This window comes from Arthrobacter globiformis NBRC 12137, from assembly GCF_000238915.1.
Lineage (GTDB): Bacteria > Actinomycetota > Actinomycetes > Actinomycetales > Micrococcaceae > Arthrobacter > Arthrobacter globiformis.
Map to the genome: position 1 here is coordinate 145,325 of NZ_BAEG01000083.1, position 26,282 is coordinate 171,606.

Annotated in this window: 24 protein-coding genes; 4 read left to right on the forward strand and 20 right to left on the reverse strand. The window is 66.1% G+C overall.

Features of this window, described 5'->3' with window-relative positions; all coding sequences use genetic code 11:
- Positions 1-80: 80 nt before the first annotated feature.
- The 4 genes from ARGLB_RS16340 to ARGLB_RS16355 form a co-directional block, all read right to left on the reverse strand.
- A complete protein-coding gene (locus ARGLB_RS16340) occupies positions 81-857 on the reverse strand; it encodes an SDR family NAD(P)-dependent oxidoreductase (RefSeq protein WP_003804577.1) in 777 nt (258 codons plus the stop codon).
- Positions 858-892: 35 nt separating this feature from the next.
- The gene (locus tag ARGLB_RS16345) at positions 893-2,260 is read right to left on the reverse strand and encodes an MFS transporter (protein WP_003804579.1); all 1,368 of its coding nucleotides are present in this window, start codon (positions 2,258-2,260) and stop codon (positions 893-895) included.
- 296 nt (positions 2,261-2,556) lie between these two features.
- On the reverse strand, positions 2,557-3,264 hold the full coding sequence (locus ARGLB_RS16350; protein ID WP_003804580.1) for a FadR/GntR family transcriptional regulator: 708 nt from the start codon (positions 3,262-3,264) through the stop codon (positions 2,557-2,559).
- An 82-nt stretch (positions 3,265-3,346) separates the two neighbouring features.
- Complete coding sequence (locus tag ARGLB_RS16355) at positions 3,347-3,814, reverse strand: SRPBCC family protein (protein WP_003804582.1); 468 nt, start codon at positions 3,812-3,814, stop codon at positions 3,347-3,349.
- A gap of 42 nt (positions 3,815-3,856) precedes the next feature.
- Here ARGLB_RS16355 and ARGLB_RS16360 point away from each other — a divergent pair, with 42 nt between their 5' ends.
- The 3 genes from ARGLB_RS16360 to iolB all read left to right on the forward strand — a co-directional run bounded on the left by ARGLB_RS16360 (position 3,857) and on the right by iolB (position 6,764).
- A complete protein-coding gene (locus ARGLB_RS16360; RefSeq protein WP_003804586.1) occupies positions 3,857-4,852 on the forward strand; it encodes a gamma-glutamyl-gamma-aminobutyrate hydrolase family protein in 996 nt (331 codons plus the stop codon).
- A 145-nt stretch (positions 4,853-4,997) separates the two neighbouring features.
- Positions 4,998-5,738 carry a GntR family transcriptional regulator gene (locus tag ARGLB_RS16365; protein ID WP_003804588.1) on the forward strand — a complete coding sequence of 247 codons (741 nt, stop codon included), beginning with the start codon at positions 4,998-5,000 and terminating at the stop codon, positions 5,736-5,738.
- 120 nt (positions 5,739-5,858) lie between these two features.
- Positions 5,859-6,764, forward strand: a complete 906-nt coding sequence (gene iolB / locus ARGLB_RS16370) for a 5-deoxy-glucuronate isomerase (protein WP_003804590.1) — start codon at positions 5,859-5,861, stop codon at positions 6,762-6,764.
- Positions 6,765-6,784: 20 nt separating this feature from the next.
- Here the strand turns inward: iolB and ARGLB_RS16375 are convergent, their stop codons facing one another.
- Positions 6,785-8,080: an MFS transporter gene (locus ARGLB_RS16375; protein WP_003804593.1), complete on the reverse strand. Its 1,296-nt coding sequence runs from the start codon at positions 8,078-8,080 to the stop codon at positions 6,785-6,787.
- Between the two features lie 173 nt (positions 8,081-8,253).
- On the opposite strand from ARGLB_RS16375, the gene ARGLB_RS16380 reads away from it, so the two are divergent.
- Positions 8,254-8,703 carry a MarR family winged helix-turn-helix transcriptional regulator gene (locus ARGLB_RS16380; protein ID WP_003804596.1) on the forward strand — a complete coding sequence of 150 codons (450 nt, stop codon included), beginning with the start codon at positions 8,254-8,256 and terminating at the stop codon, positions 8,701-8,703.
- A gap of 106 nt (positions 8,704-8,809) precedes the next feature.
- On the opposite strand, the gene ARGLB_RS16385 is transcribed toward ARGLB_RS16380, so the two are convergent.
- The 15 genes from ARGLB_RS16385 to pcrA form a co-directional block, all read right to left on the reverse strand.
- Positions 8,810-10,252, reverse strand: coding sequence for a sugar porter family MFS transporter (locus tag ARGLB_RS16385; RefSeq protein ID WP_003804599.1), 1,443 nt, complete (start codon positions 10,250-10,252; stop codon positions 8,810-8,812).
- Positions 10,249-11,124, reverse strand: coding sequence for a sugar phosphate isomerase/epimerase family protein (locus ARGLB_RS16390; RefSeq protein WP_003804602.1), 876 nt, complete (start codon positions 11,122-11,124; stop codon positions 10,249-10,251). The genes ARGLB_RS16385 and ARGLB_RS16390 overlap by 4 nt, the downstream gene beginning before the upstream one ends.
- A gap of 114 nt (positions 11,125-11,238) precedes the next feature.
- Positions 11,239-12,252 (reverse strand): Gfo/Idh/MocA family protein, encoded by a 1,014-nt coding sequence (locus ARGLB_RS16395; RefSeq protein WP_003804604.1) that lies wholly within the window; start codon positions 12,250-12,252, stop codon positions 11,239-11,241.
- Between the two features lie 36 nt (positions 12,253-12,288).
- On the reverse strand, positions 12,289-13,200 hold the full coding sequence (locus ARGLB_RS16400) for a sugar phosphate isomerase/epimerase family protein (RefSeq protein ID WP_003804605.1): 912 nt from the start codon (positions 13,198-13,200) through the stop codon (positions 12,289-12,291).
- A 69-nt stretch (positions 13,201-13,269) separates the two neighbouring features.
- Positions 13,270-14,781 carry a CoA-acylating methylmalonate-semialdehyde dehydrogenase gene (locus ARGLB_RS16405; protein WP_003804607.1) on the reverse strand — a complete coding sequence of 504 codons (1,512 nt, stop codon included), beginning with the start codon at positions 14,779-14,781 and terminating at the stop codon, positions 13,270-13,272.
- Between the two features lie 53 nt (positions 14,782-14,834).
- On the reverse strand, positions 14,835-16,784 hold the full coding sequence (iolD, locus tag ARGLB_RS16410; protein WP_003804608.1) for a 3D-(3,5/4)-trihydroxycyclohexane-1,2-dione acylhydrolase (decyclizing): 1,950 nt from the start codon (positions 16,782-16,784) through the stop codon (positions 14,835-14,837).
- A gap of 3 nt (positions 16,785-16,787) precedes the next feature.
- Entirely contained in the window at positions 16,788-17,738 is a 951-nt protein-coding gene (locus ARGLB_RS16415; RefSeq protein WP_003804609.1) for a Cgl0159 family (beta/alpha)8-fold protein, read from the reverse strand.
- Positions 17,735-18,748, reverse strand: coding sequence for a 5-dehydro-2-deoxygluconokinase (iolC, locus tag ARGLB_RS16420; RefSeq protein ID WP_003804611.1), 1,014 nt, complete (start codon positions 18,746-18,748; stop codon positions 17,735-17,737). Before iolC ends, ARGLB_RS16415 begins: the two co-directional genes overlap by 4 nt.
- A gap of 223 nt (positions 18,749-18,971) precedes the next feature.
- Positions 18,972-19,376, reverse strand: a complete 405-nt coding sequence (locus ARGLB_RS16425; RefSeq protein ID WP_003804613.1) for a tautomerase family protein — start codon at positions 19,374-19,376, stop codon at positions 18,972-18,974.
- A gap of 232 nt (positions 19,377-19,608) precedes the next feature.
- Positions 19,609-20,082 (reverse strand): SRPBCC family protein, encoded by a 474-nt coding sequence (locus ARGLB_RS16430; protein ID WP_003804616.1) that lies wholly within the window; start codon positions 20,080-20,082, stop codon positions 19,609-19,611.
- The gene (locus ARGLB_RS16435) at positions 20,079-20,438 is read right to left on the reverse strand and encodes an ArsR/SmtB family transcription factor (protein WP_003804617.1); all 360 of its coding nucleotides are present in this window, start codon (positions 20,436-20,438) and stop codon (positions 20,079-20,081) included. The genes ARGLB_RS16430 and ARGLB_RS16435 overlap by 4 nt, the downstream gene beginning before the upstream one ends.
- Before the next feature lie 183 nt (positions 20,439-20,621).
- Positions 20,622-21,524: a succinate--CoA ligase subunit alpha gene (sucD, locus tag ARGLB_RS16440; protein WP_003804619.1), complete on the reverse strand. Its 903-nt coding sequence runs from the start codon at positions 21,522-21,524 to the stop codon at positions 20,622-20,624.
- Positions 21,525-21,554: 30 nt separating this feature from the next.
- Positions 21,555-22,721: an ADP-forming succinate--CoA ligase subunit beta gene (gene sucC, locus ARGLB_RS16445; RefSeq protein ID WP_003804621.1), complete on the reverse strand. Its 1,167-nt coding sequence runs from the start codon at positions 22,719-22,721 to the stop codon at positions 21,555-21,557.
- 222 nt (positions 22,722-22,943) lie between these two features.
- A complete protein-coding gene (locus tag ARGLB_RS16450; RefSeq protein WP_043419541.1) occupies positions 22,944-23,630 on the reverse strand; it encodes a hypothetical protein in 687 nt (228 codons plus the stop codon).
- A gap of 56 nt (positions 23,631-23,686) precedes the next feature.
- Positions 23,687-26,224 carry a DNA helicase PcrA gene (gene pcrA, locus ARGLB_RS16455; RefSeq protein ID WP_175305018.1) on the reverse strand — a complete coding sequence of 846 codons (2,538 nt, stop codon included), beginning with the start codon at positions 26,222-26,224 and terminating at the stop codon, positions 23,687-23,689.
- Between the last annotated feature and the right edge of the window lie 58 nt (positions 26,225-26,282).

Sequence of the window (26,282 nt, forward strand, 5' to 3'; positions counted from 1 at the left end):
TGCGGTGTTCTGCCCGAAGTGCCCCGCCGGGAATCCCGGCGGGGCACTTCGGATAAATCAGGAACGGCTCAGGAACCGGGTTAGGAAACCTGGAGGCCGCCGTTGATGTCGTAGGTAGCGGCCGTGATGTAGCCGGAGTCCGCACCCAGCAGGAAGGAGATCAGCGCAGCCACTTCTTCGCGGGTACCGACGCGCCCCATCATGATGCCCTCGGACATCTGGGCCTTGCGCTCCTCGGTCAGCGTCCCGCCCATGATGTCGGTGTCGATCGGACCCGGGGCGATGGCGTTCACGGTCACGCCGAACTCTCCCACTTCACGGGCCAGGGCCCGGGTGAAGCCGATGATGCCGGCCTTGGAGGCGCTGTAGGCCACCTTGGAGTAGGTGCCGCCGCCGCGCTGGGCGGAGATGGAGGAGATGCTCACGATGCGGCCGAGCTTGCGTTCGATCATGCCCTTGAGCACCCGCTGGGAAACAACGAACGTGCCGCGCATGTTGATGGCGAAGACCTTGTCCCACTCGGCAACCGTGGTTTCCATGAAGGGGGTCGGGGAGCTGATGCCGGCCAGGTTGGCAAGTGCCACGATCGGCGGCAGGGACGCTTCGATCTCGCTGATCGCCCGGTCGACGGAAGCTTCGTCGGAGACGTCGGCGCCGACACCGATAGCCTTCACGGCACGGTTGGACCCGATCTCCGCGGCGGCGGCCTTCGCGTCCTCGGCATTGATGTCCAGGATCGCGATGGACCAGCCTTCGCTGGCCATGCGGTCAGCTGCTGCGCGGCCGATGCCGCGGGCGGACGCAGCGCCGGTCAGCACCACGGTGCGCTCTGCGGGGAAAGGGGTGATTGAGCTCATTGCGAGTATTCCTTCGGGTGTTCTCGGATGGGTCTTTAGTGGCTGGCCGGGGCGTCTGCGGCGGCCTTGACTGCGGGGTCCAGGGCAGCGTCGCCTTCGGGGCGCTTGCGGGCGTAGAGGTAGGTGGCCACAGCTGTGACACACAGGCAGAAGGAGAGGAACAGGAGGCCGCTCTGGTTGCTGCCCGTGGCGTCGTTGAACAGGCCGACGGCGTAGGGGGCAACGAAGCCGCCGAGGTTACCCAGCGAGTTCACCATGGCAAGGCCGGAGGCTGCTGCTGCGCCGGTCAGGGCTGCGGACGGCATGGACAGGAACGGGGCGATGGCTCCGTAGATACCCATTGCCGCTGCCGTGAGGGCCACCAGGGCCAGGACGGGGTTGACTTGGAGCAGGTAGCCAGCGGACAGCAGACCCACACCCGCGAGCACCATGCTGACCGAACTGTGCCAGGCACGCTTGCCCGTCTTGTCGGCACGCTTGCTCCAGAAGTAGACGAAGACTGCTGCGATGGCGTACGGAATGAGGACGATGAAGCCGACCTGGGCGGTGGAGAACTTGCCGAGGGCAGCAACGATCGTGGGCATCCAGAGGCCCAGGCCGTAGATGCCGCAGACCAGGCCAAAGTACAGGGCCGAGTAGACGATGGTGCGCTTGTCCTTGAGGCCGGCCAGGAAGTTGTGGCTGCCGCCCTTGGACTTGGCTGCCAGTTCGGCGTCCATGGTGGTGGCAAGCCATTCGCGCTCGTCGGCGTCGAGCCACTTGGCGTCCCGCGGGCGGTCCGTCATGAGGATCGGGGTCAGCACGCCAAGGAGGATGGCGGGGATGCCTTCGATGATGTAGAGCCACTGCCAGCCCTGCAGTCCAAGGATGCCGTCCATCTGGAGCAGCAGGCCCGAGACGGGCGCGCCCAGGGCGTTGGAAATGGGCTGGGCCAGGATGAAGATGCCCAGCACGGTGACGCGCTGTGCGGCCGGGAACCACAGGGTCAGGTAGAAGAGGATGGCCGGGAAGAAGCCGGCCTCTGCAGCGCCGAGCAGGAACCGGATGATGTAGTACGTGGTCTCGCCGTTCACCAGGGCCATCGCGGTGGCGAAGAGACCCCAGGTGATTAGAATGCGGGCCAGCCACTTGCGGGCGCCGAACTTGTACATGCCGGCGTTGCTGGGCACCTCCAGGAGGGCGTAGCCCAGGAAGAAGATTCCTGCGCCAAGACCGTAGGCCGCAGCCGTCAGGCCGATGTCCTCGCTCATGGTCAGCTTGGCGAACCCTACGTTGTTGCGGTCAAGGTACGCGACGAAGTAGAGGAGAACGATCAGCGGCATGACGCGGCGGCGGACTTTGCGGAGCGTGCGGTCGCCAAGCTCGCCGAGTCCGAAGGACTTTGTGGTTAATGAAGTCATCATCGACCTTCTGTCTGGCGGTTCCCTGCCCTGCGGCTTCGCGGGGGGAATCCGCTGCTTGTCTGTGTGGGGGTTCTGTCCGGTTTTCAGTGATTACGTCTTACTTATCTGATGTCAGACATCTGACGGAAGAACATGACCAAAAGCATAGGAGGGTGACGAGCATTACGTCAAGACGAAAAAGGCGGACGCGAGGAAAAGAAAACGCGGGCTAAGAAACCGGTGCAGCTACGGGCAAGCCGGGGCCCGGCTAAAAGTCAAGACCCAGCAGAAAGTCAGGACCCGGAAACAGTCGGAGCCTAGGAGCGCTGGCCGTGGACGTAACGTTCGTAGTCCTCGAACGTCTGGTCCATGTGCTCGTCCATGGCCTTGCGGGCCAGCTCGGCGTCGCCGGTGAGGATGCTCTCCAGCACGCGCTGGTGGAAGGCGATGGCGTGGCGCTGGATCTCCTCGATGGCCGACGTCTCGCGGCGGGCGCGGTAGAGGGACTGGCCCAGCTGGGCCAGGAGGGCGCGGACAAACGGGTTGCCGGAAGCCTTCAGCACGGTGTCGTGGAAGGCGATGTCCGCCGCCACGAACCCGTCAAGGTCTCCGGCCTGGTGATACCGCTTCATGTCCGCGATGGACGCCCGCATCTCCTCGGCATGCTCGGGGGTGTGGCGTCTGGCCGCGAGCGCGGCGGCGCCGGTTTCCACCATGCGCCGGACCTCGATCAGTCCACGGGAAACTTGGTCGTCCGCGTTGCCGTGCGAGGCCGCCTTGATGATGGCGTCGAGGCCGGTCCAGTTGTCCGCCGGATTCACGAACGTCCCGCGGCCTGCTTTGACGTAAAGGATGTTCTGCGCCCGGAGTGCCTTTAGCGCCTCCCGGGCGGTCAGCCTGCTGACGTCATAGGCTTTGGCGATGTCGGCTTCCGGCGGCAATGCGTCATGCGGTTTCAGCCTGCCGTCGAGTATGTCGTCCAGCAGACCGTCAACGAGGTCGTCAACAAGTGTCCTGCGCCCCACCGACTGCCCTACTTTCGCCTTGCCTCTTGCTGCCAACACTACCGAAGCCGGGCCAGCCGCAGTAAAAACGGTACAAAGTGCGTCAGCTTGTGGCCTGGTCGCCCGTAACGTAGGAGTCCAGCCTGGCGAGCGTCCGGTCAATATTCTCCGGATGGCGGCCAAGATAGCCGGCAAGCCGAAGCAGGAACTTGCCGCGGACATGACGGGCATCCCACTGTTCGGTCACGAGCGTTCCGGGCACGCCGCTGCTGTCCGTGGACGGTTCCAGCAGGTATCGCCACACATGCCCGTAGAAGTGGCGCCAGGCGATCAGGCGGCCCTCCTCGAACTCCGTGACGGTGTTGAGGATGCGGTAATTCAGTCTGATCTTCATTTCCATCCCGAAGTTGGCGCCCGGGCCGAGGCGCAGCGGGCCCCTCGGCTGGGCGCCTTTGACGGTGCCTGAACCGTCGATTTCGCTGTGCAGCGCTGGAGTGGCCAGGACCTCGAAGATGCGGTCCGGTGCTGCGGCGATGAAACGGTCCCGGGACACCAAATAGCGGTTGTTCATCGGCCCAGCCTAAACCGCCCGGATATGGGGCAGAATTTGAGGATGCAGAATTCAACGCGGAATTCAGGACCGGTGCAGACACCGGACTCGACCCTGAGTGCGGTGCCGGGCGATGTGCGCCGGCCGCGGATCGGCATTCCCGTCCGGCTGAGCAGCTCGGCGGATCCGGACCCGCGGGTCGCAAAGGCCAACAGCCTCTTCGGCTGCATCGTCAGCCTCATCCGTGATGTCGGCGGGGAGCCGGTACTGCTCACCCCGGCGTCGCTGGAGCGCGGCCTGGCCGGCCCACCCTCGAGCGGAACGACGGACAGTGCCGTACCCGGCAGCGGCACACCCAAAAGCGGAACGGCCGACGGCGGCACTTCCGACGGCGGGAAGGTGCCGGACGCGCCCGAGGCGCTGGACGGCGTCGTACTTCCCGGCGGCGGCGACGTTGACCCGCGCCTCTACGGCGAGGAACCTGGACCCTCCCTCTATGACGTCAACACGGAGCAGGACCGGCTGGACACCGCGGTGGCGCGGCGCGCGCTCGATGCCGGCATGCCGGTACTGGGAATCTGCCGCGGGCACCAGCTGCTCAATGTCCTGTACGGCGGGACGCTGGTCCAGGACATGACGCCGGGTACGGTGCCGCACCGCCAGATCCCGGCAGCGGCCAACCGGCCCTGGGTCTGGCACGAGGTGACAATCACCCCGGGATCCAAGGTGGCGAAGATGTACGCTGCCGTCCAGAATCTGGACGCCGGCGGGACGGAGTCCGCCGGGTCTGGTGAGGCCCCGGGTGATGAAGCGGCGGCCGCACCAGACCCGGCGGCCCCCGTCGAGGTCAAGATCGCATCCGGCCACCATCAGGCTGTGGACCGCGTGGCGCCGGGTCTGCTGGTGACCGCCGTGGCTGATGACGGCACGGTGGAGGCGCTGGAGGACCCCGATCGGTGGGTCGCGTCGGTGCAGTGGCATCCGGAGGCCCTGGAACCGACCGAAGAGCAACGGCTTGCCCCGTTCCGGGTGTTCGTGGAGGCCTGCCGGACCCCCTGACTCACCGGCTTTGCTGACCGACCGCGCTCCTTGACTGCCGGCGGCTCCCTGCTATGATCAAAATCAGAGTATGTCCTAACAAACGGACATGCCCTGACATACAGGACTCTGGACGCAGGACCCTGCAGCACAAAGGGAGCACTCAATGGCGAACCAACTACACCTCAGCATCGACCGCTCGTCGCCGGTGCCGCTGTACCATCAGGTCGTCCAGGGCATCGAAGCTGCCATCCACACCGGACTGCTGGAACCCGGCAGCCGGCTGGAGAACGAGATCGATCTCGCTGCCCAGCTGAACCTCTCGCGCCCCACCATGCGCAAGGCCATGGACGAACTGGTCCGCTCGGGGCTCCTTGTCCGCAAGCGCGGCGTCGGCACGCAGGTGGTGTCGAGCCAGGTCCGCCGGCCGCTCGAGCTGTCCAGCCTGTACGACGACCTGACCAACAACGGCAGCAAGCCCACCACCGAGGTGCTCACCTTTGCGCACGTCGAGGCCGACGCCGCCACCCGGGAGGCTCTGCACCTCGCCGCCGGGGCCAAGGTCTACCATTTCACCAGGCTCCGGAAGGTGGGCGGCAAGCCGCTGGCCCTGATGGAGAACTGGGTGCGCGACGACATCACGCATATCGACGAGGACCTGCTGAAGACGCAGGGCCTGTACAGCATCCTGCGCAGCGGCGGCGTCAACTTCCGCCTGGCCACACAGCGGATCGGCGCGATGGTGGCCAACGACTACCAGGCTCCGCTCCTGGAGACCGAGCCCGGCTCAGCCCTGGTCACCATGGAACGCACCGCCGTCGACGACACGGGGCGGAACGTCGAGACCGGCCACCACGTCTACCGCGGTGACTCCTACAGCTTTGAAATGACACTGGTCCAGCGCTAGGGCAGTTCGGCGCTGAGCCCGCAAAGGCTCCTTCAGCGCAGGGGCGGCGTCATGCCTGCCCTTGCGCCGGGCTGCCGCGCCCCGGACCGACCACCACACATCCGAAAGGAACATGAACTTATGGCCGAATGGGTTTACCCCCTGGGCAGTGCAGCCGAAGGTTGCTGGGACGTTTCACTGGGAACGTCGGACTCGAAAGTTGCCGTGAAGGGCTGGGAACACACGGGATTGAAGGTGGCCACACTGGCGCCGGGCGCCGCAGTCGAACTTCCGCCTGCGGCTGAGGAACGAATCGTCATCCCGCTGAGCGGGGGGTTCACCGCCTCCGTGGACGGGCTGGACTACCCCCTTGCCGGGCGGGCCAGCGTCTTCAGCGGCCCCACCGACGTGCTTTACTCGGGGACGGACAAGGCGGTCACGGTCACGTCGTCCGACGGCGGCCGTGTTGCCATTGCGACGGCGCCCGCCAAGGTCCAGTACCCCACCCGCCTGATCACCGCGGCGGAGACGCCGGTGGAACTGCGCGGAGCCGGAAACTGCTCGCGCCAGGTCCACAATTTCGGCACCCCCGCTGCGCTGGAAGCCGACCGCTTCATCGTCTGCGAGGTCCTCACGCCCGCCGGCAACTGGTCGTCCTACCCTCCGCACAAGCATGACGAGGAGAAGGAGGGTGAGACCCGGCTCGAGGAGATCTACTACTTCGAGACGCGCGTGGCCGACGTTCCCGGCTCCACCGGACCGGGCGAGAATGCTGACGCCATCGGCTACCAGCGCGTCTACGCCTCCGACCACCGCCCCATCGATGTTGCCGCCGAAGTCCGTACCGGCGACGTGGTACTGGTCCCCTACGGCTGGCACGGTCCGGCCATGGCCGCGCCCGGCTACGACATGTACTACCTCAACGTCATGGCCGGACCCGGCCGCGTGCGCGACTGGCTCATCAGCGATGACCCCCACCACGGCTGGGTCCGCCAGACCTGGGACAGCCAGAACCTGGACCCCCGGCTGCCGTTCGGGGCGAAGTAGGCGGGCCTACCCGCGGACGGCTAGCGGACGGAAACGGGTCCGACGTCGGCCGTTTCAGCCTGGCCTGAACCGGCCGCTTCCGTCTCCAGGCCCGATGGGGACGCAGCAGTCGGGGACGCAACAGCCGCGGACGCGGCGGTCATGTCCGGAGCCGGAACCCGGCGGGCCGTTGCCTTGGCCCTGGCGGCAGCGCCCGCCATCACCGCCAGGCCCAGCAGGGTGATCGCAGCCCCTGCCCAGATGGGCGAGGTGTACCCGAGGCCGGCGGTGATTGTCACGCCGCCGAGCCAGGCGCCCAGGGCGTTGCCCACATTGAACGCGCCGATGTTGGCTCCGGACGCCAGCGTGGGTGCTTTGGCTGCGTACTTCATGACGCGCATCTGCAGGCCGGGCACAGTGGCGAACCCGAATCCGCCCAGGAGCAGCAACGAGCCGACGGTGAGCACCTGGTTGCCCGCACTCAGGGCGAAAACCACCAGCACCACGACGAGGACCGACAGCACGGCAAGCAGGGTGCGGTCGACGTCGCGGTCGGCAGCCCTGCCGCCGAGGGTGTTGCCGATAAAGAGCCCGACGCCGAAGACGATCAGCAGCCATGGCACGGTGGAGGCGGCGAATCCGGAAACCTCCGTGAGGGTGAAGGCGATGTACGTGAACGCGCCGAACATTCCGCCGTAGCCGAGGATGGTCACCAGGATGGACAGCCACACCTGCCCGGAGCGGAAGGCGCGCAACTCGCCGCGAAGGCCGCCGCTTGCAGTGTCATCGTTCCCCGCCTTGGGCACCAGGGCCAGGATGCCTGCGAGCGCAAGCACTCCGATGCCGGTGATGGCCCAGAAGGTGGATCGCCACCCTGCCGCCTGGCCCAGGAGCGTGCCGAGCGGAACGCCCAGGACATTGGCTGCCGTGAGGCCGGTGAACATCATGGCGATGGCGGCGGCCTTCTTCGTCGCCGGGACCATGCCGGCTGCCACCACCGCCCCGATACCGAAGAAGGCGCCGTGCGCGAGGGCTGCAACCACCCGGCCGGCCATCATCGCCCAGTAGTCAGGGGCAACGGCGGACAGCAGGTTGCCGGCGATGAAAAGCACCAGCAGCATGGCCAGCACGGGTTTGCGCCGGAAGCGGGAGACTGCAGCGGTGAGTCCCAGCGCTCCCACCACGACGGCGAGGGCATAGCCGGAAATGAACCAGCCGGCAGAGGCTTCAGTCACCCGGAAGTCCGCGGCCACTTCGGGAAGCAGGCCCATGATGACGAATTCGGTGAGTCCGATGCCGAACCCGCCGAGGGCTAGGGCTATCAGGCCAACAGGCATGGATGTGCTCCTTCGGAACTGTACTGAACGGGGAGCGCGACGTAAGCTAATAGTTGCAAGCGCGCTATATTTTGTTGCACAAGCAAATATTGCACAGAAAGATATAACGCGCAAGCAACTATTTGCCGCGCTCTGTCCCGAGTGAGCCGGAGAACTGAAGGAGGAGAGAGCCCATGGGCATCAAGGACGACGCCGTGGAGGTGCGCGCCCAGGGGTGGCGCACCCTGGCGGCCCTGCACGGGCTGATCGAGGCGGAGCTGGAACGGTCGCTGCAGGGGCAGGCCCGGCTCTCCGTCGTCGAATACACCGTGCTGGACGCGCTCAGCCGGCAGGACGGGTGGCACATGCGCATGCAGCAACTGGCGCGGGCCACGGCCCTCAGCGCCAGCGCGACCACCCGCCTGGTGAACCGGCTGGAGGACCGCGGCCTGCTGACCCGTATCCTGTGCGCGGACGACCGCCGCGGCATCTACACCGAGCTCACGGACAGCGGGAGCAAGCTGCTGGCAGAAGCGCGGCCCGTCCACGACGCCGCGCTGGAGCGGACCCTGGCCGAGGCGCAGCAGGTGCCGGAGCTGGCGCCCCTGGTGGACGCCCTCCCCCGCCTCCACGCCGGCGTCTAGCTTTAAGCTCCAGGAACCCTCCCGGCGCTGGTGGGTTTACAGATAATGCCCCCTCGAAGGCCTCGAGAGGGCATTATCTGTACAACAACTCCGGCGCGGGGCGGGCTTAGCGGACCGGGGATCCCGCTTCGGCAGGGGCCTTTGCTTCGGTAACGACACCGGCCTGGTGCTTGAAGTAATGCTCCACGTCCTCAAGGCTCTTGTCCTTGGTCTCCGGGACGTACTTTGCGGCGAACAGAATCGCCCCGACACCCAGGACGGCGAATACGAAGAACGTGTTGGAGATGCCGATGGCCGCGAGCAGCTGCGGAAAGCCGAAGCCGATCAGGAAGTTCACGATCCAAAGCACGAACGCCGATGCGCCCATGCCCAGGCCGCGTAGTTTCAAGGGAAAGATCTCTGAGAGCATGAGCCAGGTGACCGGTGAAATGGCCCCCTGCTGGAAGGCGAGGAACGTGACGGTCAGCGCCAGGATCACGTAGCCGCGGCCGGTGCCCTCGGGCAGGACCAGCGAGAACAGGCCGATCAGCAGCAGCGCCGAGGTGGTTCCGATCTGGCCGGTGATGAGCATCCGCCGGCGACCCACCTTGCCGAGGAGCCAGATTCCCGCGAACGTGGCCAGCACGGAGATGACACCGTTGGCAATGTTGGCGCTCAGTGCCGCTTCCCGGCCGAAGCCGGCATCCGCGAGGATCTGCGTGCCGTAGTACATGATCGAGTTCACGCCGGTGATTTGCTGGATCACCGCCAGGCCGACGCCGACGAAGAAGATCCGCCGCAGCCAGGGCACCTGCAGGTCCTTCCAGGACCCCATCTTGGACTTGTAGTCCTCCACGGCCATGGCCTTGACTTCTTCAAATTCTGCCGTGGCCTCGGCCTTGGAGCGGATGCGCTGAAGCACGCCGAGCGCCTCTCCGAAGCTGCCCATGGAGGCAAGCCAGCGGGGGCTTTCGGGCATGAAGGCCATGCCGATCCACAGGGCGACGGCCGGCAGTGTGGCGATCACCAGCATCCAGCGCCAGATGCCCCCGGCCTCGCCGAAGGTGTTGCCGAGGTAGGCGTTGAAGATGAAGGCGAGCAGCTGGCCGGTGACGATCATGAGCTCGTTCTGCGTCACGATCCGTCCGCGCCGGGCCGACGGCGACACCTCCGCGAGGTACACCGGCACCGTCACGGACGCGCCACCCACGGCCAGGCCCAGGATGAACCGGGCCGCCACCATGAACTCGGTGCTGGGGGCCAGCGTGCAGGACAGCGTGCCGACCAGGAAGATCACGGCCAGGACCATGATCATCTTGCGGCGGCCGTTCCGGTCCGCCAGCCGGCCGCCGAACAGGGCACCGAAGGCGGCACCGAACAGCAGCGACGACGTCACCATGCCCTCGGCCAGCGGGGTCAGGCCCAGGTCCTCCTGCATGTAGGGCAGGGCACCGTTGATGACGCCCGTGTCGTAGCCGAAGAGCAGGCCGCCGAAGGTGGAGATGATGGTGACGGTGCGCAGCGCCCTGTTGTGTTTTAAGTCAGCCTTCCCAGAAGGCGCCGCCGTCATACGCTGACCTTCTGCACGTACTGCTTCATGGTGTCCAGCTGGAAGCGGGAAACCTCCTCGGCGTTCTCGTTTTCGGCGAACACGCTGGACACCATCACGGTGTCGTCCCGGTCCAGGAACCCGATTTCCTTCAGGCCGCCGAAGAACTCATCCCAGTTCACGTCGCCGTCGCCGATCTTCAGGTGCTGGTGCACGCGGACGGCGTTGCCCGGCGGGTTGGTGATGTAGCGCAGTCCGTGCGAGGCGTGGTGGTCCATGGTGTCGGCGACGTGGACCAGGCGGAGCCTATCCCCCGCCGCGCGCATGATGTCCAGCGGCGAGTTCTTCATGTGGAAGCTGTGGGAGGCCACGTAGACCATGCCGACGTTCTTCGAGTTCAGTCCGCGGATGACGCGGATCGCGGCGAGGCCTTCTTCCACGAAGTCGTCCGGGTGCGGGTCGATGAGCAGGTCGATGCCTTCGCGCTCGATGATGGGGAGCAGTTCCTCCATGGAGCGGTAGAACGCGCGCTCGGATTCCTCGGCCAGTTCCGGCCGGCCGCTGAACTCGGTGTTCATGGTGCTGACGCCCAGGTCAACGGCGATCTGGATGGCGCGCTTCCAGTAGCGCACGGCTGCCTCACGGGCGTCCTCATCCGGGCCGGACCAGCGGAGCACCGGCAGGATGGACGCGATTTCGATTCCGGCGTCGGTGCACGCCTTCTTCAGCTGGCCCACCAGGTCGTCGTCGGCCTTGGGGTGGTTGTAGAAGGGGATGAAATCCGGATGCGGCGTCATCTGCATGTACTTGTAGCCGAGGTCCGCCACCACCTTGGGGAACTCCAGCAGGCTGTGGCTGTGGTGGAAGGGGGTGGGATCGAGGGCGATTTTCACGGGGAACACTCCATTGTGGAAAGAGTCGGGTAACGAACGGAGTTTTCGTCCGGATAATGCAACCTTGCGGGCCTCGAAGGCGCATTATCCGGACAAAAACTCCTAGGGCGGGGCCTAGCTGTAGAGGGCCGGCTTGGCGTTCAGCTTCACGGCCACCTTCTCGCCGTTCTTCTGCGCCTCCACGCCGGCCTCGCAGCATGCCGCCGTGGCGTAGCCGTCCCAGGCGCTCGGTCCGCCGATTTCACCGCGGAGCGCGGCGTCAACCCAGGCCTGGATTTCGACGTCGTACGCGGCGCCGAAGCGCTCTTCGAAGCCGGGGGTGACCTTGCCGCCCCAGCGGCCGTTGCTGCGGACGTACGGGCCGCTGTCACCGCCGATGCTGACGATGCCGTCCTCGAAGGAAGCCTGGGTGGCCACTTCGTAGCCGAACTTCGCGTTCACATAGATTTCGACGTCGGCCAGGACACCGGACTCGGTTTCGATCAGGACATGCTGGGGGTCGTGCTGGCCGGCCGGGGCGTTCTTCGTGGCCTTGCCGAGGCGGACCTGGACGGAGGTGATCTCTTCGCCGGTGAAGAACCGGATGGCATCGAATTCGTGGACCACGGAGTCGTTGATGAGCATCTCGTTGGTGAAGCCCGCCGGGGTGGTGGGGTTGCGGTGCTGGTGGTGCAGCATCAGGAGCTCGCCGAGTTCGCCGTCGCGGATGACCTGGCCCAGGGCGGAGTATTCGGCGTCGAAGCGCCGCATGAAACCTACCTGGATGCGCTTGCGGCCCAGCTTCTCCTCCGCCTGGACGATCTTCCAGGACGACTCGGCATCCGGCGTCAGCGGCTTCTCGCACAGGATGGGAATGTCCTTGGCAATAGCCTTGAGCAGGATCTCCTCGTGCAGGAAGCCGGGCGTGGCGATGAGGACGGCATTGACGTCGCCGTTGTTCAGCGCCTCTTCGGCGTCGGCCAGGGCAACGGCCCCGGGGATGCCCTCGATCGCGGCCTGGGCGCGGGCGAGGTCAACGTCGACGACGGCGGCTACTTCAGCGCCGTGGATGCGCTTGCTGAGGCGCTGGATGTGGTCCGCGCCCATGCGGCCGGCGCCGATAACGGCGACGCGAAGGGTTTCAGTCATTGTTCTTTCCTTAGGTTTGAATTGCCGGGGCGGAGGTCAGCTGACCGCAGTGCGGGAGCCGCAGGACAGCAGGTAGTTGCGGGTGCGCTTGGCGATGGGCATCGGAACGTCGAATGCCACCGGGTACATGTCCTGCTCCACGATGCCGAAGATCGGCCGGTCCAGGGCCTCCACTGCTTCGATGACCGCGCGCAGGTCCGGCAGGCCGTTGGGCGGTTCGGTCATGACGCCGGCCAGGTTTGCCGCTGCCCAGGTCATGTTTTCCTCGTTGACCTTCTTGAGGACGTCCGGGTTGATCTGCTTCAGGTGCAGGTACCCGATCCGGTCCGGGTAATTCTTGATGAGCTCCAGGCTGGAGGCGCCGCAGTATTCCGCGTGGCCGGTGTCCAGGCAGAGGTTGAGGTACTCCGGATCCGTGGCTCCAAGGAGCGTCTCAATGTCATCCTGGGCTCCGACGTGGGAATCAGCGTGCGAGTGGAACTGCTGCTTCAGGCCGAAGTCCTCCAGCAGGGTCTTGCCCAGCCGGTTGTGGCCGGCGAACAGGTCGCTCCAGGCCTTTTCCGTGAGCTGGCCGCTTTCGACGGCCTCACCGGTGACATCGTCGCGCCACATGGCGGGGATGACCACGATGTGCTCGCCGCCCATGGCTGCTGTCAGTTCGGCGACCTTGCGGGCCGGCTCCCAGGCCGTCTCCCACTGGTCCAGGCCGCGGTGGAACGCGGTGAAGACCGTTCCCGCGCAGACCTTCAGATCACGCTGCTTGAGCTCCTCGGCGAGGCGGGTGGGGTCGTTGGGCAGGTAGCCGTAGGGGCCGAGCTCGATCCACTTGTAGCCGGATTCGGCTACCTCGTCCAGGAAGCGCTCCCACGGGGTCTGCTTGGGGTCATCCGCAAACCACACACCCCAGGAGTCGGGCGCGGTGCCGATGATCAGCTTGTTCTCAGTCATTGCTCAATCCTTCCGGTTTCGACGGGCTCAACCACCGGTGGTTGAGCCCGTCGAACCGATGGTGCCGGGTTAGTTGGACGGGAAGTTGTAGGAGGCGCCGGAGGCGTGGGTGGGTTCGGGCCAGCGGGAGGTGATGACTTTCCCGCGGGTGTAGAAGGAGACGCCTTCGGGGCCGTAGATGTGCTTGTCGCCGAAAAGCGAGGCTTTCCAGCCACCGAAGGAGTGGTAGGCCACCGGGACCGGGAGCGGGACGTTGATGCCGATCATGCCGACGGTGACGGCGCGCTGGAACTTGCGGGCTGCGGCGCCGGAGGAGGTGAAGATCGCGGTGCCGTTGCCGTAGGGGTTGGAGTTGATCAGCTTGATGCCGTCCTCGAGGGTATCGACGCGGACGACGACGAGGACGGGTCCGAAGATCTCCTCCTGGTAGGCGGTCATTTCGGTCTTGACGTGGTCGATCACCGTGGGTCCGACCCAGAAGCCTTCCTCGTGGCCGGGAACGACGAGGTCGCGGCCGTCCACGACCATCGCGGCACCGGCTGCTTCGGCTTCGGTGACGATCTTCACGATCCGTTCCTTGGAGGCGGGGGTAATGACCGGGCCCATTTCGGCGCCGGGGACGGTGCCGTTGTTGACCTTGACGGCGACGGCGCGCTCTTCGACCTTCTTGACCAGCAGGTCCGCGGCGTCGCCGACGGCGACGGCGACGGAGATGGCCATGCAGCGCTCACCGGCGGAGCCGAACGCGGCGGCGGCGAGGTGGTCCGCGGCGTTGTCCAGGTCGGCGTCGGGCAGGATGATTGCGTGGTTCTTCGCCCCGCCCAAAGCCTGGACGCGCTTGCCGTGGGCGGTGGCGGTCTCGTGGACGTACTTGGCGATCGGGGTGGAGCCGACGAAGGAGATGCCGTCCACGTCCGGGTGGGTCAGCAGCCCGTCAACGGTTTCCTTGTCGCCGTGCAGGACCTGGAACACGCCATCGGGCAGGCCGGCGTCCTTCCAGAGCTTGGCCAGCAGCAGGGACGCGGAGGGGTCGCGTTCGGAGGGCTTGAGGATGAACGCGTTGCCGGTGGCGATCGCCATCGGGGCCATCCACAGCGGCACCATGACCGGGAAGTTGAACGGGGTGATGCCGGCGACGACGCCGAGGGGCTCGCGGAAGGAGAAGACGTCGATGCCGGTGGAGACCTGGTCGGAGTAGTCGCCCTTGAGCAGGGACGGGATGCCGCAGGCGAACTCGATGACCTCCAGGCCGCGTCCGATCTCACCCTTGGCGTCGGAGAGGACCTTGCCGTGCTCGGCGGTAATCAGCTCGGCCAGCTCATCGATGTGCTCGGCGACGAGCTCACGGAACTTGAACAGCACGGCGGTGCGCTTGGCCAGGGAGATGTCGCCCCAGGAGTCGGCAGCGGCGCGGGCGGCGGCGACGGTGTTGTCCAGGTCGGCGCGGTTGGCCAGGCGCAGCTCGGCGGTGACCTGGCCGGTGGCCGGGTTGTAGACGGGCTGGGTGCGGTCGCCTTCGCCGGCGGACTCGGCACCGTTGATGAAGTGGTTGATGGTGGTGGTGACGGTCGTCGTTGACATAGAGATGACTTCCTTGGTCTGACTGTTCGGAAACTGAGGCTTTGGAGGGAGGGTTAGCCGAGCAGCTTGCGCTGGCGGTTCTTGTGGCCGGTGTAGGTCTGGTAGGCCTGCTGGGTGGATTCGAGTTCGGAAACGGCGGAGACGGGCACGTCCCACCAGGATTCGGAGCTCGGCGCGTCCAGCAGCGGGTCGGATTCGACGTGGATCACGATCGGGCCGCCGCGTTCCGGGGCGGCCTTGGCGTCGCGGATGGCCTGCTCGAGTTCGGCGATGGCCTTCTCCCCCGGCTCGATCCGGATCACCTTCACGCCCAGGGATTCGGCATTCAGGGCCAGGTCCACCGGGAGGGTTTCGCCCTCGTCGAAGCTGTGGTGCTCCTCGTCCAGGACGCGGTACTGGGTGCCGAAGCGCTGCGAGCCGAGCGATTCGGAGAGCGATCCGATGGAGGCGTAGCCGTGGTTCTGGATCAGGACCACGATCAGTTTGATCCGTTCGGCGACGGCGGTGACCAGTTCGGTGTGCATCATCAGGTAGGAGCCGTCCCCCACCATGACGACGACGTCGCGCTGGGTCCCGCCCTTGGCGGCCTCGGCCAGCGCTGCGCGCTTGACGCCCAGCCCGCCGGGGATTTCGTAGCCCATGCAGGAGTACGCGTATTCGACGTGGTAGCCGAACGGGTCGCGGACGCGCCACATCTTGTGCAGGTCACCCGGCAGGGAACCGGCGGCACAGATGACCACGTCGGAGGCGTCCATGGCCCGGTTGGTGGCGCCGATGATCTCGTTCTGTGCCGGCAGCGGGCTGAACCGGGTGTCGAACGCCTCATCCACAGTGGCGTCCCAGCGCTGTTTCTCGGCGGCGATCTTCTGCTCCAGGTCGGCGCCCACGCGGTAGCCGCCCAGGGCCTGGTTGAGCTTGACCAATGCCTTGCGGGCGTCGGCGACGATCGGCAGCGAGGTGCCGTGCTTATACGCGTCGATCGGTGCGACGTTGATGTTGATGAACTTCAGGTCCGGGTTCTGGAACGCGGTCCGGGACGCGGTGGTGAAGTCCTCGTAGCGGGTGCCGATGCCGATGATCAGGTCCGCTTCGGCGGCAAGTGCGTTGGCCGCCGTCGTGCCCGTGGAACCGATGGCACCGAGGGAGAACTGGTGGTCCCACGGCAGGACGCCGACGCCGGCCTGCGTGTTGCCGACAGGGATGCCAGTCAGTTCGGCGAACTTCGCGAGTTCCTCATTGGCGTAGGCGTACAGGACACCGCCGCCGGCGATGATCAGGGGATGCTTCGCGGCCCGGATCGCTTCGGCGGCGCGGCGGATGTCGTCGTCGTCCGCTTCGGGGCGGCGGATCCGCCACTCACGCTCGGCGAGGAATTCCTCGGGCACGTCGAAGGCCTCGGCCTGGACGTCCTGGGGCAGCGAGATGGTCACCGCGCCGGTCTCGGCCGGGTCGGTCAGGACCCGCAGGCCGTGGTGGAACGCGGAGAACAGCTGCTCCGGGCGGGTGACGCGGTCGAAGAACTTGGACAGCGGCCGGAACGCGTCGTTGACCGTGAGGTCGTAGGCGTAGGGCTGTTCGAGCTGCTGCAGGACCGGGTCCGCCGCGCGGGTCGCGAAGGTGTCGGACGGCAGCAGCAGGACCGGCAGCCGGTTGGTGGTGGCCAGGGCGGCACCGGTGAGCAGGTTGGACGAGCCCGGGCCGATGGAGGTGCTGATCGCGAAGGTCTGGCGGCGGCGGGTGTGCCGGGCGTAGCCCACGGCCTGGTGCGCCTGGGCCTGTTCGTTGCGGCCCTGGTAGTACGGCATGATGCGCGGGTCCGCGGCCTGGTACTGCTTCAGGGCCTGGCCCACACCGGCCACGTTGCCGTGCCCGAAAATACCGAACATGCCCGGGATCAGCCGCTCGCGGAAATCGACCCCGCCAACGGAATCAACGGTGTACTGCTTGGAAAGGTATTCGACCACGGCCTGCGCCACGGTCATCCGGCGGGTTCCTGTTCCCATCGTTTACTCCGATACTTCTGCGGTGTGGGCTGATGCGGTGTGGTGGAGGAGCGAAGCGGCCGCGGCGACAGCGCCGGCAACATCGCCGTCCTGCGGGTACAGCAGGGTCCGGCCGACGGTGAGTCCCTGCACGCCAGGGAGGGCGAGGGCGGCTCCCCAGGTGGCGAAAACCTCATCCTGGGTGCCCGCCGGGTCTCCGCCCAGCAGCACGGTGGGCATGGTGGTGGCGGCCATGACGCGTTCCATCTCGGCCACAACGGGCAGCTTCATCCAGGTGTAGGCGCTGGTGGACCCCAGACCCTCGGCGATGGCAATCGACTTGATGACGGCGTCCGGGGACAGGTCGTTGCGGACCCGGCCGTTCTCCCGAACCGACAGAAAGGGCTCCACCATGGCGATGAGCCTGCGCTCGGCCAGCGAATCGATCGCCTTCGCCGTAGCCTCCAGCAGCGAGACGGTGTCGGGGTCGCCGAGGCAAATGCGGGTCAGCATCTTGCCGCCGTCCGCGCCCAGCTCTTCCAGTGCCGAGGCGGTGTGGCCGGTGAAACGGTCGTCGAATTCGTTGACCAGGCCGGTGAGGCCGCCGCGGTTCATCGAACCGAACACGAGCTTGCCCTCCAGCGCCCCCAGGAGCAGCAGGTCGTCCATGATGTCCGGGGACGCCAGGACGCCGTCCACTGCCGGGTTGGCCAGTGCAATCTGCAGCCGGTCCAACAGCTGGCGGCGGTCGGCCATGGCCACGGGGTCGTTGCCGACGGCGAGGGCTCCGCGGGCCGGGTGGTCGGCGGCGACGATGAAGTTCTGCCGGCCGTACTTCAGGCCGGGGTGGCGGCGGCGGGCCTTGGCTGCCCGGGCCACGGCGTCCGGGTCTTCGAGCCGGATGCTACTCAGGTGCTCGTAGCGGCGGGGGTTGTCATCCACCGCGAGGGTCGCGGTGCCGGGGTTGAGGCTCACAGGGCCGCTCCTTCGGGGATGGGGGTGCCGGGAACAGCACCGGGAACAAGCCGTCCGCGCTCGGCGAGCAGGGAGGTGACCTCGGCCGGGGTGGGCATGGCATCCGCGCAGGACAGCCGGGAGGCAACAATGGCCCCGGCAGCGTTCGCGTAGTCCAGGACCTGGGCCAGCGGCCAGCCGGAGAGCAGGCCATGCACGAAGGCTCCGCCAAAGGAGTCGCCGGCACCCAGACCGTTGACGGTCTCCACCGGGACGGGGGCGGAGACCACGCGCTCGGTGCGGGTCTTGGCCATCACGCCTTCCGGGCCGAGCTTGACGACGGCGATTTCCACGCCGGCGTCCAGCAGGCGGTCCGCCTGTTCATCCGGGGTGCCCGGGCCAACGGCCACGGAGCATTCCTGGTCGTTGCCGATCGCGACAGTGACGTGCGGCAGGATGCGGGCCACCTGCTCCCGGGCTTCCTCTTCGGAGGCCCAGAACATGGGCCGGTAGTCGAGGTCCAGGACGGTGTACTGGCCTTCCGCCAGGCCGGTGCGGGGCCGTGCTTCGTGGGCCTTGATGTGTGCCTCGCGGCTCGGCTCCTGGCACAGGCCGGTGACCGTGGACCAGAAGATCCCGGCGTTGCGGATGGCGTCCGTGTCGAGGTCGTCGGCCTTGATCTGCAGGTCAGGCGCCGTCGGGAAACGGCCGTAGAAGTAGAGCGGGAAATCATGCGGCGGCTGGATGGCGCAGAACGTGGCGGGCGTCTGGAGCCCCGGGACCGGGCTGACGAAGGAGTCGTCGACGCCGAACTTCTCCAGTTCGCGGTGCAGGTACTGCCCGAACGGGTCATCGCCGGTACGGGTGATGACGCCGGTCCGGCGGCCATGGCGGGCGGCGGCAACAGCAACGTTCGATGGCGAGCCGCCGAGGTACTTGCCGAAGGACGTGACATCCTCCAGCCCCACCCCGATGTCATTCGGGTAGATATCAACGCTGATTCGCCCGATCGTGAGCAGTTCGTGGGTCACGGTGATCGTGGACCTTTCTTTTGGATCTCAACCTCTAAGCAGCCGAACGGCCAAGGCTCCGGCGTTCCGCGGCCCCGTGAGCGGGACCACATGAACTACTGTGCCCTAGAATTTATGTCCTGTCAAAGGTTTGTACTGACATACTTACAACAAGCAGAACTCGGCCCAAAACCGCGCGTTGCGGAGCTGCCGACACGGGTCGGCAGGGGTGCTATTTCCGCATTTATTTCTTCGGCACGGCGAGCTCGCCGGTAACGTACTGGGCGCGGCCGAACCCGAAGGACCAGTCCCCCGCCGTGTTCTCGACGTATCCGATGAAAACGTCCTCGCCGGCGACCCCCAGCCCCGCCAGCTTCGCCGCCACTGCCGCAAAGAGGCTCTGCTTCGCCTCCTGGCTGCGCCCGCCCTGGGTGAAGATCTGGATCATGATGACGTCGCGGGTGCGCTCAAATCCGAGGCCCGCATCCTGCGCCACAATCTGGCCCGGCGCATGTTCGGTGACAATGTGGAAGTAGTCGCGTTCCGGGATGCCGTACTCGGCCAGGATGGCATCATGGATGCCTTGGCTGAGGCGGTTGAGTTCGTCCTGGCTGCGCCCAGAGTGGATGTCTATTCGTACGAGCGGCATATGCCCTCCTTTGATAGTTTGTCCTGACATACTATCAAAGCGCCGGCGGCGCGCAAGGTTTTCGTGTTCGTCCGCCCAAGTAGGTAGCAGCAGATGGCGTTCTGGGCGCTCAAAACGCCATCTGCTGCTACCTACTTGGGCGCGGGCCCGGCTTAAACGGCCGACGGCGGCCGGTGACCTTCAGGGTGAAGGTCACCGGCCGCCGTCGGACGATGTGGTTGCGGTGCAGGCCCTACCTGGCCAGCACCTCCTCGAGCCGCTCGTAGCCGTCGCTCAGGCCGCTTTCCATGCCTGATTGGGCCATGCCGTCGCGGGCCTCCATGGTGGGATAGACCGAGTGGCCGCGGAGCCTGCATCGGCCGCCGCCGAGATCCTCAAAGTTCATGAATTCGATGCTGACGATGTCCGGGTAGCCGCTGAACTCAAAAGTCTGGATGGCAAACTCGTTTTCCCGGACAGTGTGGAAGATGCCGCTGAACGCGTAGGACACGCCATCGGGGCCAGTGTGGTCGTACAGGTAGCTGCCGCCGCTGCGGAAGTCATAGTGGTCGATGTCCACATTGGTCCCACGCGGCCCTAGCCACTGGGTGATCAGCTCCGGTTCTTTGTGGGCACGGAACACCTCGGCGACCGGGAAATCGAACTCACGCTCGAAATCGATGAACGGGACGCCGTCGGGAACGGTGAGTTTCAGCGCGTTGCTCATTGTCTGTCCTTTTGACTACTGCCGCATGGGGCGGTGTTGGTGCGGAGTACGGCATCGAGACTGCGGAACTGCGCCTCGCGGACCAGCCGGTACTGGTCGATCCACGCGGTAAGTGCTTCGAGCCGTGCGGGGTTCAGGTGCACGGGCCGGCGTTGCGCGTCACGGCTTCGCGTGACCAGCTGCGCCTGCTCGAGGACCTGGATGTGCTTCGAGACCGCCTGCTTGGAGATCGCGAAGGGCTCGGCCAGTTCATTGACGGTGGCAGGCCCCCGGCTAAGCCGGGAGATAAGCTGGCGGCGCACCGGATCCGACAGGGCCAGGAAGGCCGCATCCAGTAGGTCGTCGTCATTGCTCATGTCCACTGTCCTTGCCCTGGCTCTATAATCAACCTAATTGTTTATCAACCATCTGGTTGATAACAACCATAGACCTCGCCTCGCTGACAGACAAGGGTTAAACGAAGAAACGCGGGGTCACCCTGCGCCCAATCCGGGGGGTGGATTGGGCTGGGAGCGACCCCGCGTTGCCTGAGGTGGTGCTTAGAGCGCTGCGTAGACTTCGCGCAGCAGCTTGGCGGTCTCGGACGGCGTCTTGCCGACCTTCACGCCTGCAGCCTCGAGGGCTTCCTTCTTCGCCTGGGCGGTACCGGCGGAACCGGAGACGATGGCGCCTGCGTGGCCCATGGTCTTGCCTTCCGGCGCGGTGAAGCCAGCCACGTAGCCGACAACCGGCTTGGTGACGTTGGCCTTGATGAAGTCGGCGGCACGTTCTTCGGCGTCGCCACCGATTTCGCCGATCATCACGATGGCCTTGGTCTCCGGGTCAGCCTCGAACGCAGCCAGGGCGTCAATGTGGGTGGTGCCAATGATGGGGTCACCGCCGATGCCGATGGCCGTGGAGAAGCCGAGGTCGCGCAGTTCGTACATCATCTGGTAGGTCAGCGTGCCGGACTTGGACACCAGGCCGATGGGGCCCTTGCCGGTGATGTTTGCCGGGGTGATGCCAACGAGGGCCTCGCCCGGGGTGATGATGCCGGGGCAGTTCGGTCCGATGATGCGCGTGACCTGGTTGCCGTCGGCGTCGACCTTGGACTGTGCCAGTGCCCAGAACTCGGCGGAGTCCTGAACCGGCACGCCTTCGGTGATGACGACGACCAGGCCGATGCCGGCCTCGATGGCTTCAACGACAGCGTTCTTGGTGAATGCCGGCGGGACGAAGACGATGGAGACGTCGGCGCCGGTCTCTGCCATGGCTTCCTTGACGGTGCCGAAAACGGTGATCTCGTTTTCGCCGTGCAGGACGGTGGTGCCGGCCTTGCGGGCGTTAACGCCGCCCACAATGTTGGTGCCGGCCTTGAGCATGAGGGCGGTGTGCTTGGTGCCCTCGCCGCCCGTGATGCCCTGGACGATGACCTTGGAGTCCTTGTTCAGATAAATAGACATGTTTTCTTTCCTAGATCTCGACAGGCTCGATCAGCGGGCGTTGGCGAGCTCGGCGGCCTTGTCGGCGCCCTCGTCCATGGTGGCGGCCAGGGTAACCAGCGGGTGGTTGGCCTCGGCGAGGATGCGGCGGCCCTCTTCGACGTTGTTGCCGTCGAGGCGGACAACCAGCGGCTTGTTGGCGGAGTGGCCCAGCTCGGCCAGCGCGCCCACGATGCCCTTGGCAACAGCGTCACAGGCGGTGATGCCGCCGAAGACGTTGACGAACACGGACTTGACCTGCTCGTCGCCCAGGATGACGTCCAGGCCTGCGGCCATGACCTCGGCGGAGGCTCCGCCGCCGATGTCCAGGAAGTTGGCGGGCTTGACGTTGCCGTGGTTCTCGCCGGCGTAGGCGACGACGTCCAGGGTGGACATGACGAGGCCAGCACCGTTACCGATGATGCCGACTTCACCGTCCAGCTTGACGTAGTTCAGGTCCTGCGCCTTGGCCTTGGCCTCCAGCGGATCTGCGGATTCCTTGTCCTCAAGCTGGGCGTGCTTGGGGTGGCGGAATTCGGCGTTCTCGTCGAGGGTGACCTTGCCGTCGAGGGCAACGATCTCGCCCGCACCGGTCTTGACCAGCGGGTTGACCTCCACGAGGGTGGCGTCTTCCTTCTTGAAGACGTCCCAGAGCTTCAGAATGACGCCGGCGACCTTGCCGCGCAGTTCTTCAGCGAAGCCGGCGGCTGCGACGATTTCATCAGCCTTGGCCTGGTCGATGCCCACGGCGGGGTCGATGGCTACCTTGGCCAGGGCCTCGGGCCGCTCAACGGCGAGCTGCTCGATCTCCATGCCGCCTTCTACCGAGCACATGGCCAGGTAGTTGCGGTTGGCCCGGTCCAGAAGGACGGAGAAGTAGTATTCCTCGGCGATGTCCGCACCCTGGGCGATCATCACCTTGTTGACGGTGTGGCCCTTGATGTCCATGCCCAGGATGTTGGTGGAGTGCTCAAGTGCCTCGTCGGCGGACTTGGCAACCTTGACGCCGCCGGCCTTGCCGCGGCCACCGACCTTAACCTGTGCCTTGACGACAGTTACGCCGCCGATCTTCTCGGCAGCTGCCTTTGCTTCTTCAGGGGTGTGCGCCACGATGCCGGCGAGCACGGGTACACCGTGCGCTTCGAACATATCGCGCGCCTGATATTCAAACAGGTCCACGGTTTGTGTCCTTCTACGTCGAAGTAGTTTCTGTACAGCCGGACAACACCAAAGGTGCGGACCGGGCTGCGGAATTAAGGCGCCCTGCGGCAGGTCCGGAAACGAGCCACGCGGCGCAATGCTCCTGTGGGAACTCTAGTCCTTTGGAGGGACCGGCCCGTTCCAGACTACCTGTTCTGTGAGTAAGGACACTATTCTATGGACCGTAGAAAAACCCCGGGATTACGGGGTTTTTGAGGCCTTGGCGGGCGCCGTTTGGACGTTTTTGCCGTTCGCGGAGATGAGTTCGTAATGATCCCGGCTGATAAAGAAGCCGACGCCGCCTGAGACGTTTCCGCAGGCCACTCCGGAGCGGTATGCGGAGCACCGCAGGCCGTTCCGTTCGAGGTTGCCGCCCTCGGGCAGAACGGGAAGCTTGGAGATGGGCCCGTTGCGCGTGCCCTTCGGCCCGTACTCGGCCTCCATCTGGGTGACGCCGGACCGGCATTCACCGTACCCGGCCCGGCTTGGCGTCAGGAGGGCAGCACCGCCCAGATATCCGAGTCCGGTGCCCGAGCAGTCGTCACCGATGTCCGCTGGTGCCGGCGCGGGATACACGGCGAGCTCGCAGTGCGCCACGGGCACAGTCGCCAGTTTTTGGTTGTCGGAGTCGCTGAAGTTGTTGGTTTCGTAGGGCAGATTCAGATGGGGTCCGCGGGCCGAGGTGAGGGCGCACACCACGTTCCGGTCCGCGGTGACGAACGCCAGCACGTCTTCCCCTGCGGCGAACCCCGCCGGGTCTGTGAGCGGTGCCTGTTTGAGCTGTTCCAGGGAAGGCAGCGGCGGCGGAGGGGTGTACTCCGGATCCGCGACGGTTACCGAACAGCCGGCCAGGGTCATCGACAACAGGGCAACCGGGACCAGGGCCATCGAGACCAGCAGGCCCCGGCCCGCAGCAACGCGAGCCAGGCGCCGCACCGCCACGCTCAGGCGTCGATCTTGGTCAGCGGCGCGTAACGGAGCAGCAGCCGCTTCTCGCCGACGTCGAACTTCACCTTCGCTACGGTCTTGTCCCCGGCGCCTTCGACGGCGAGCACAGTGCCGTTGCCGAAGCTGGTGTGGTTGACCTTGTCCCCCACGCTGACCGCAATGACTTCTTTCTGAGGCTGCACCCGGTTTTTCGCGACGGCGGCCGGGACGTCGGCGTTGAAGCCCGCGGAGGAATCAGTCCGGGTGCCGCGGGCCGATCCGGCGCCCCAGAAGGATCCGCTGTACCGGTTGGATCCGATGGCGGCGCCGCTCCCCCAGCCACCGGCCTGCCGGCTGGTGCCTTCGCGCTTCCATTCGACGAGTTCGGCGGGGATTTCCTCCAGGAACTGGCTGGCCGGGTTGTACTGGCTTTGCCCCCACATGTTGCGGACCTCGGAACGCGTGACGTACAGGCGCTTCCGGGCACGCGTCAGTCCCACATAGGCGAGCCGGCGCTCCTCCGCCAGTTCCTTGGGGTCCGTTGCGGAACGCTGGTGCGGGAAGAGCCCATGCTCCATGCCGGTCAGGAACACCACGGGGAATTCGAGGCCCTTGGCCGTGTGCAGCGTCATGAGCGTGACCACGCCCAGCCGCTTGGCTTCAGCCACCGCGGCGTCGATGTCCGCGCCGGGGGCGTCCGGGATCTGGTCGGCGTCGGCCACCAGGGACACCTGCTCGAGGAAGGCGCCCAGGGATCCTTCGGGATTGTCGCGCTCGTATTCACGGACGACGGCGACAAGCTCGGCGAGGTTCTCCACCCGGGACTCGTCCTGCGGATCATTGCTGGAGCGCAGCGTGGCGAGGTAGCCGGTCTGTTCCAGCACCGCCTCGAGCGCGGCCGCGGCGCCGGAACCTGCGGCGACCTCGGCGAGGTCGTCCAGAAGTTTCACGAAGCCGAGCACAGCGTTGACGGAGCGGGTGGCCATGCCGGGCGCCTGGTCGGCGCGGCGGGCCGCAGCCATGAAGGACGTGCGCTCCCGCTCGGCGAGGGCCGCCACGGCACCCTCGGCCCGGTCCCCGATCCCGCGCTTGGGTTCGTTGAGGACACGGCGGAGGTTGACGTCGTCGTCCGGGTTGACCAGCACGCGCAGGTACGCCAGGGCGTCCTTGATTTCCTTGCGTTCGTAGAACCTGGTGCCGCCCACCACTTTGTACGGCAGCCCGACGCGCACCAGGACGTCCTCGATGGAACGGGACTGGGCGTTGGTGCGGTAGAAGATGGCGACGTCGCCGGGGCGGAGGTTGTCCTCGTCCTGGAGCCGGTCGATTTCCTTGGCAATGAACTGGGCTTCGTCGTGCTCGTTCTCGCCCACGTAGCCGATGATCTTGTGGCCTTCGCCCTCGGCCGTCCACAGCCTCTTCTCGGGGCGGTTGGGGTTGCGGGAGATCACGGAGTTGGCCGCGCTCAGGATGTTCTGGGTGGAGCGGTAGTTCTGCTCCAGCTTGATGGTGCGGGCGGCGGGGTAGTCCTTCTCGAACTCCACGATGTTCCGGATGTCCGCGCCGCGGAACGCATAGATCGACTGGTCCGAGTCGCCGACGACGGTCAGTTCCGCCGCCCCCGTCCCCTCGCCGACGATTTCCCGGACCAGCGCATACTGCGCGTGGTTGGTGTCCTGGTATTCGTCCACCAGGACGTGCCGGAACCGGCGCCGGTAGGAATCCGCGAGTGCCGGGAACGCCCGGAACATGTAGACGGTCTGCGCGATCAGGTCATCGAAGTCCATGGCGTTGGCCTGGCGCAGCCGCTGGGTGTAGCCCTTGAAGACATCTGCCACGGCGCTTTCGAACGGGTCGCTGTGGTTGGCAGCGGACGCGAAGGAGTCGTCGTCGATCAGTTCGTTCTTGAGCGCGGAGATCTTGTGCTGGATGGCTTTGGGCGCGAACTTCTTGGGATCCAGGTCCAGGTTTTTGGCCACCAGCGTGATCAGCCGCAGGGAGTCGGCGGAGTCGTAGATGGAGAAGTTGGAGTTCAGGCCGACGTTGGCGGCCTCGCGCCGCAGGATCCGCACGCAGGACGAGTGGAACGTGGAGATCCACATGGCCTTGGCCCTGGCGCCCACGAGGGCCTCGATGCGTTCACGCATTTCCGCGGCGGCCTTGTTGGTGAACGTGATGGCCAGGATCTCGCCGTGGTGCGCCCGCTTGGTGGCAATCAGGTAGGCGATCCGGTTACTGAGGACACGGGTCTTGCCGGAGCCTGCACCGGCCACGATCAGCAGCGCGCTGCCGGAGTGTTTGACCGCTTCCTCCTGCTGCGGGTTCAGGCCGGCAAGCAGCGCCCCGGCATCAGGGAGCTGGTGCCGGGCGTGCTCCTCTCCCGGGCTCCCGCCAGCCGGTCCGGCCGCGGGGCCAGCTGCCGGGCGGGGCGCGGATTCACCCGGGCCGCCGCCGAACGCGGGCGTCATCAGCCCTGTTTCGGGGCGCGACTTGGTGATGGCACCGGCGTGGGAACCAGCCTTGAACGGACCGTCAGCGTAGGGGTCAAACAACATATCCATGGTGACTACAAGTCTAGGCGGTGGGGCTGACACCGGATTCCGCCCTGTGGAT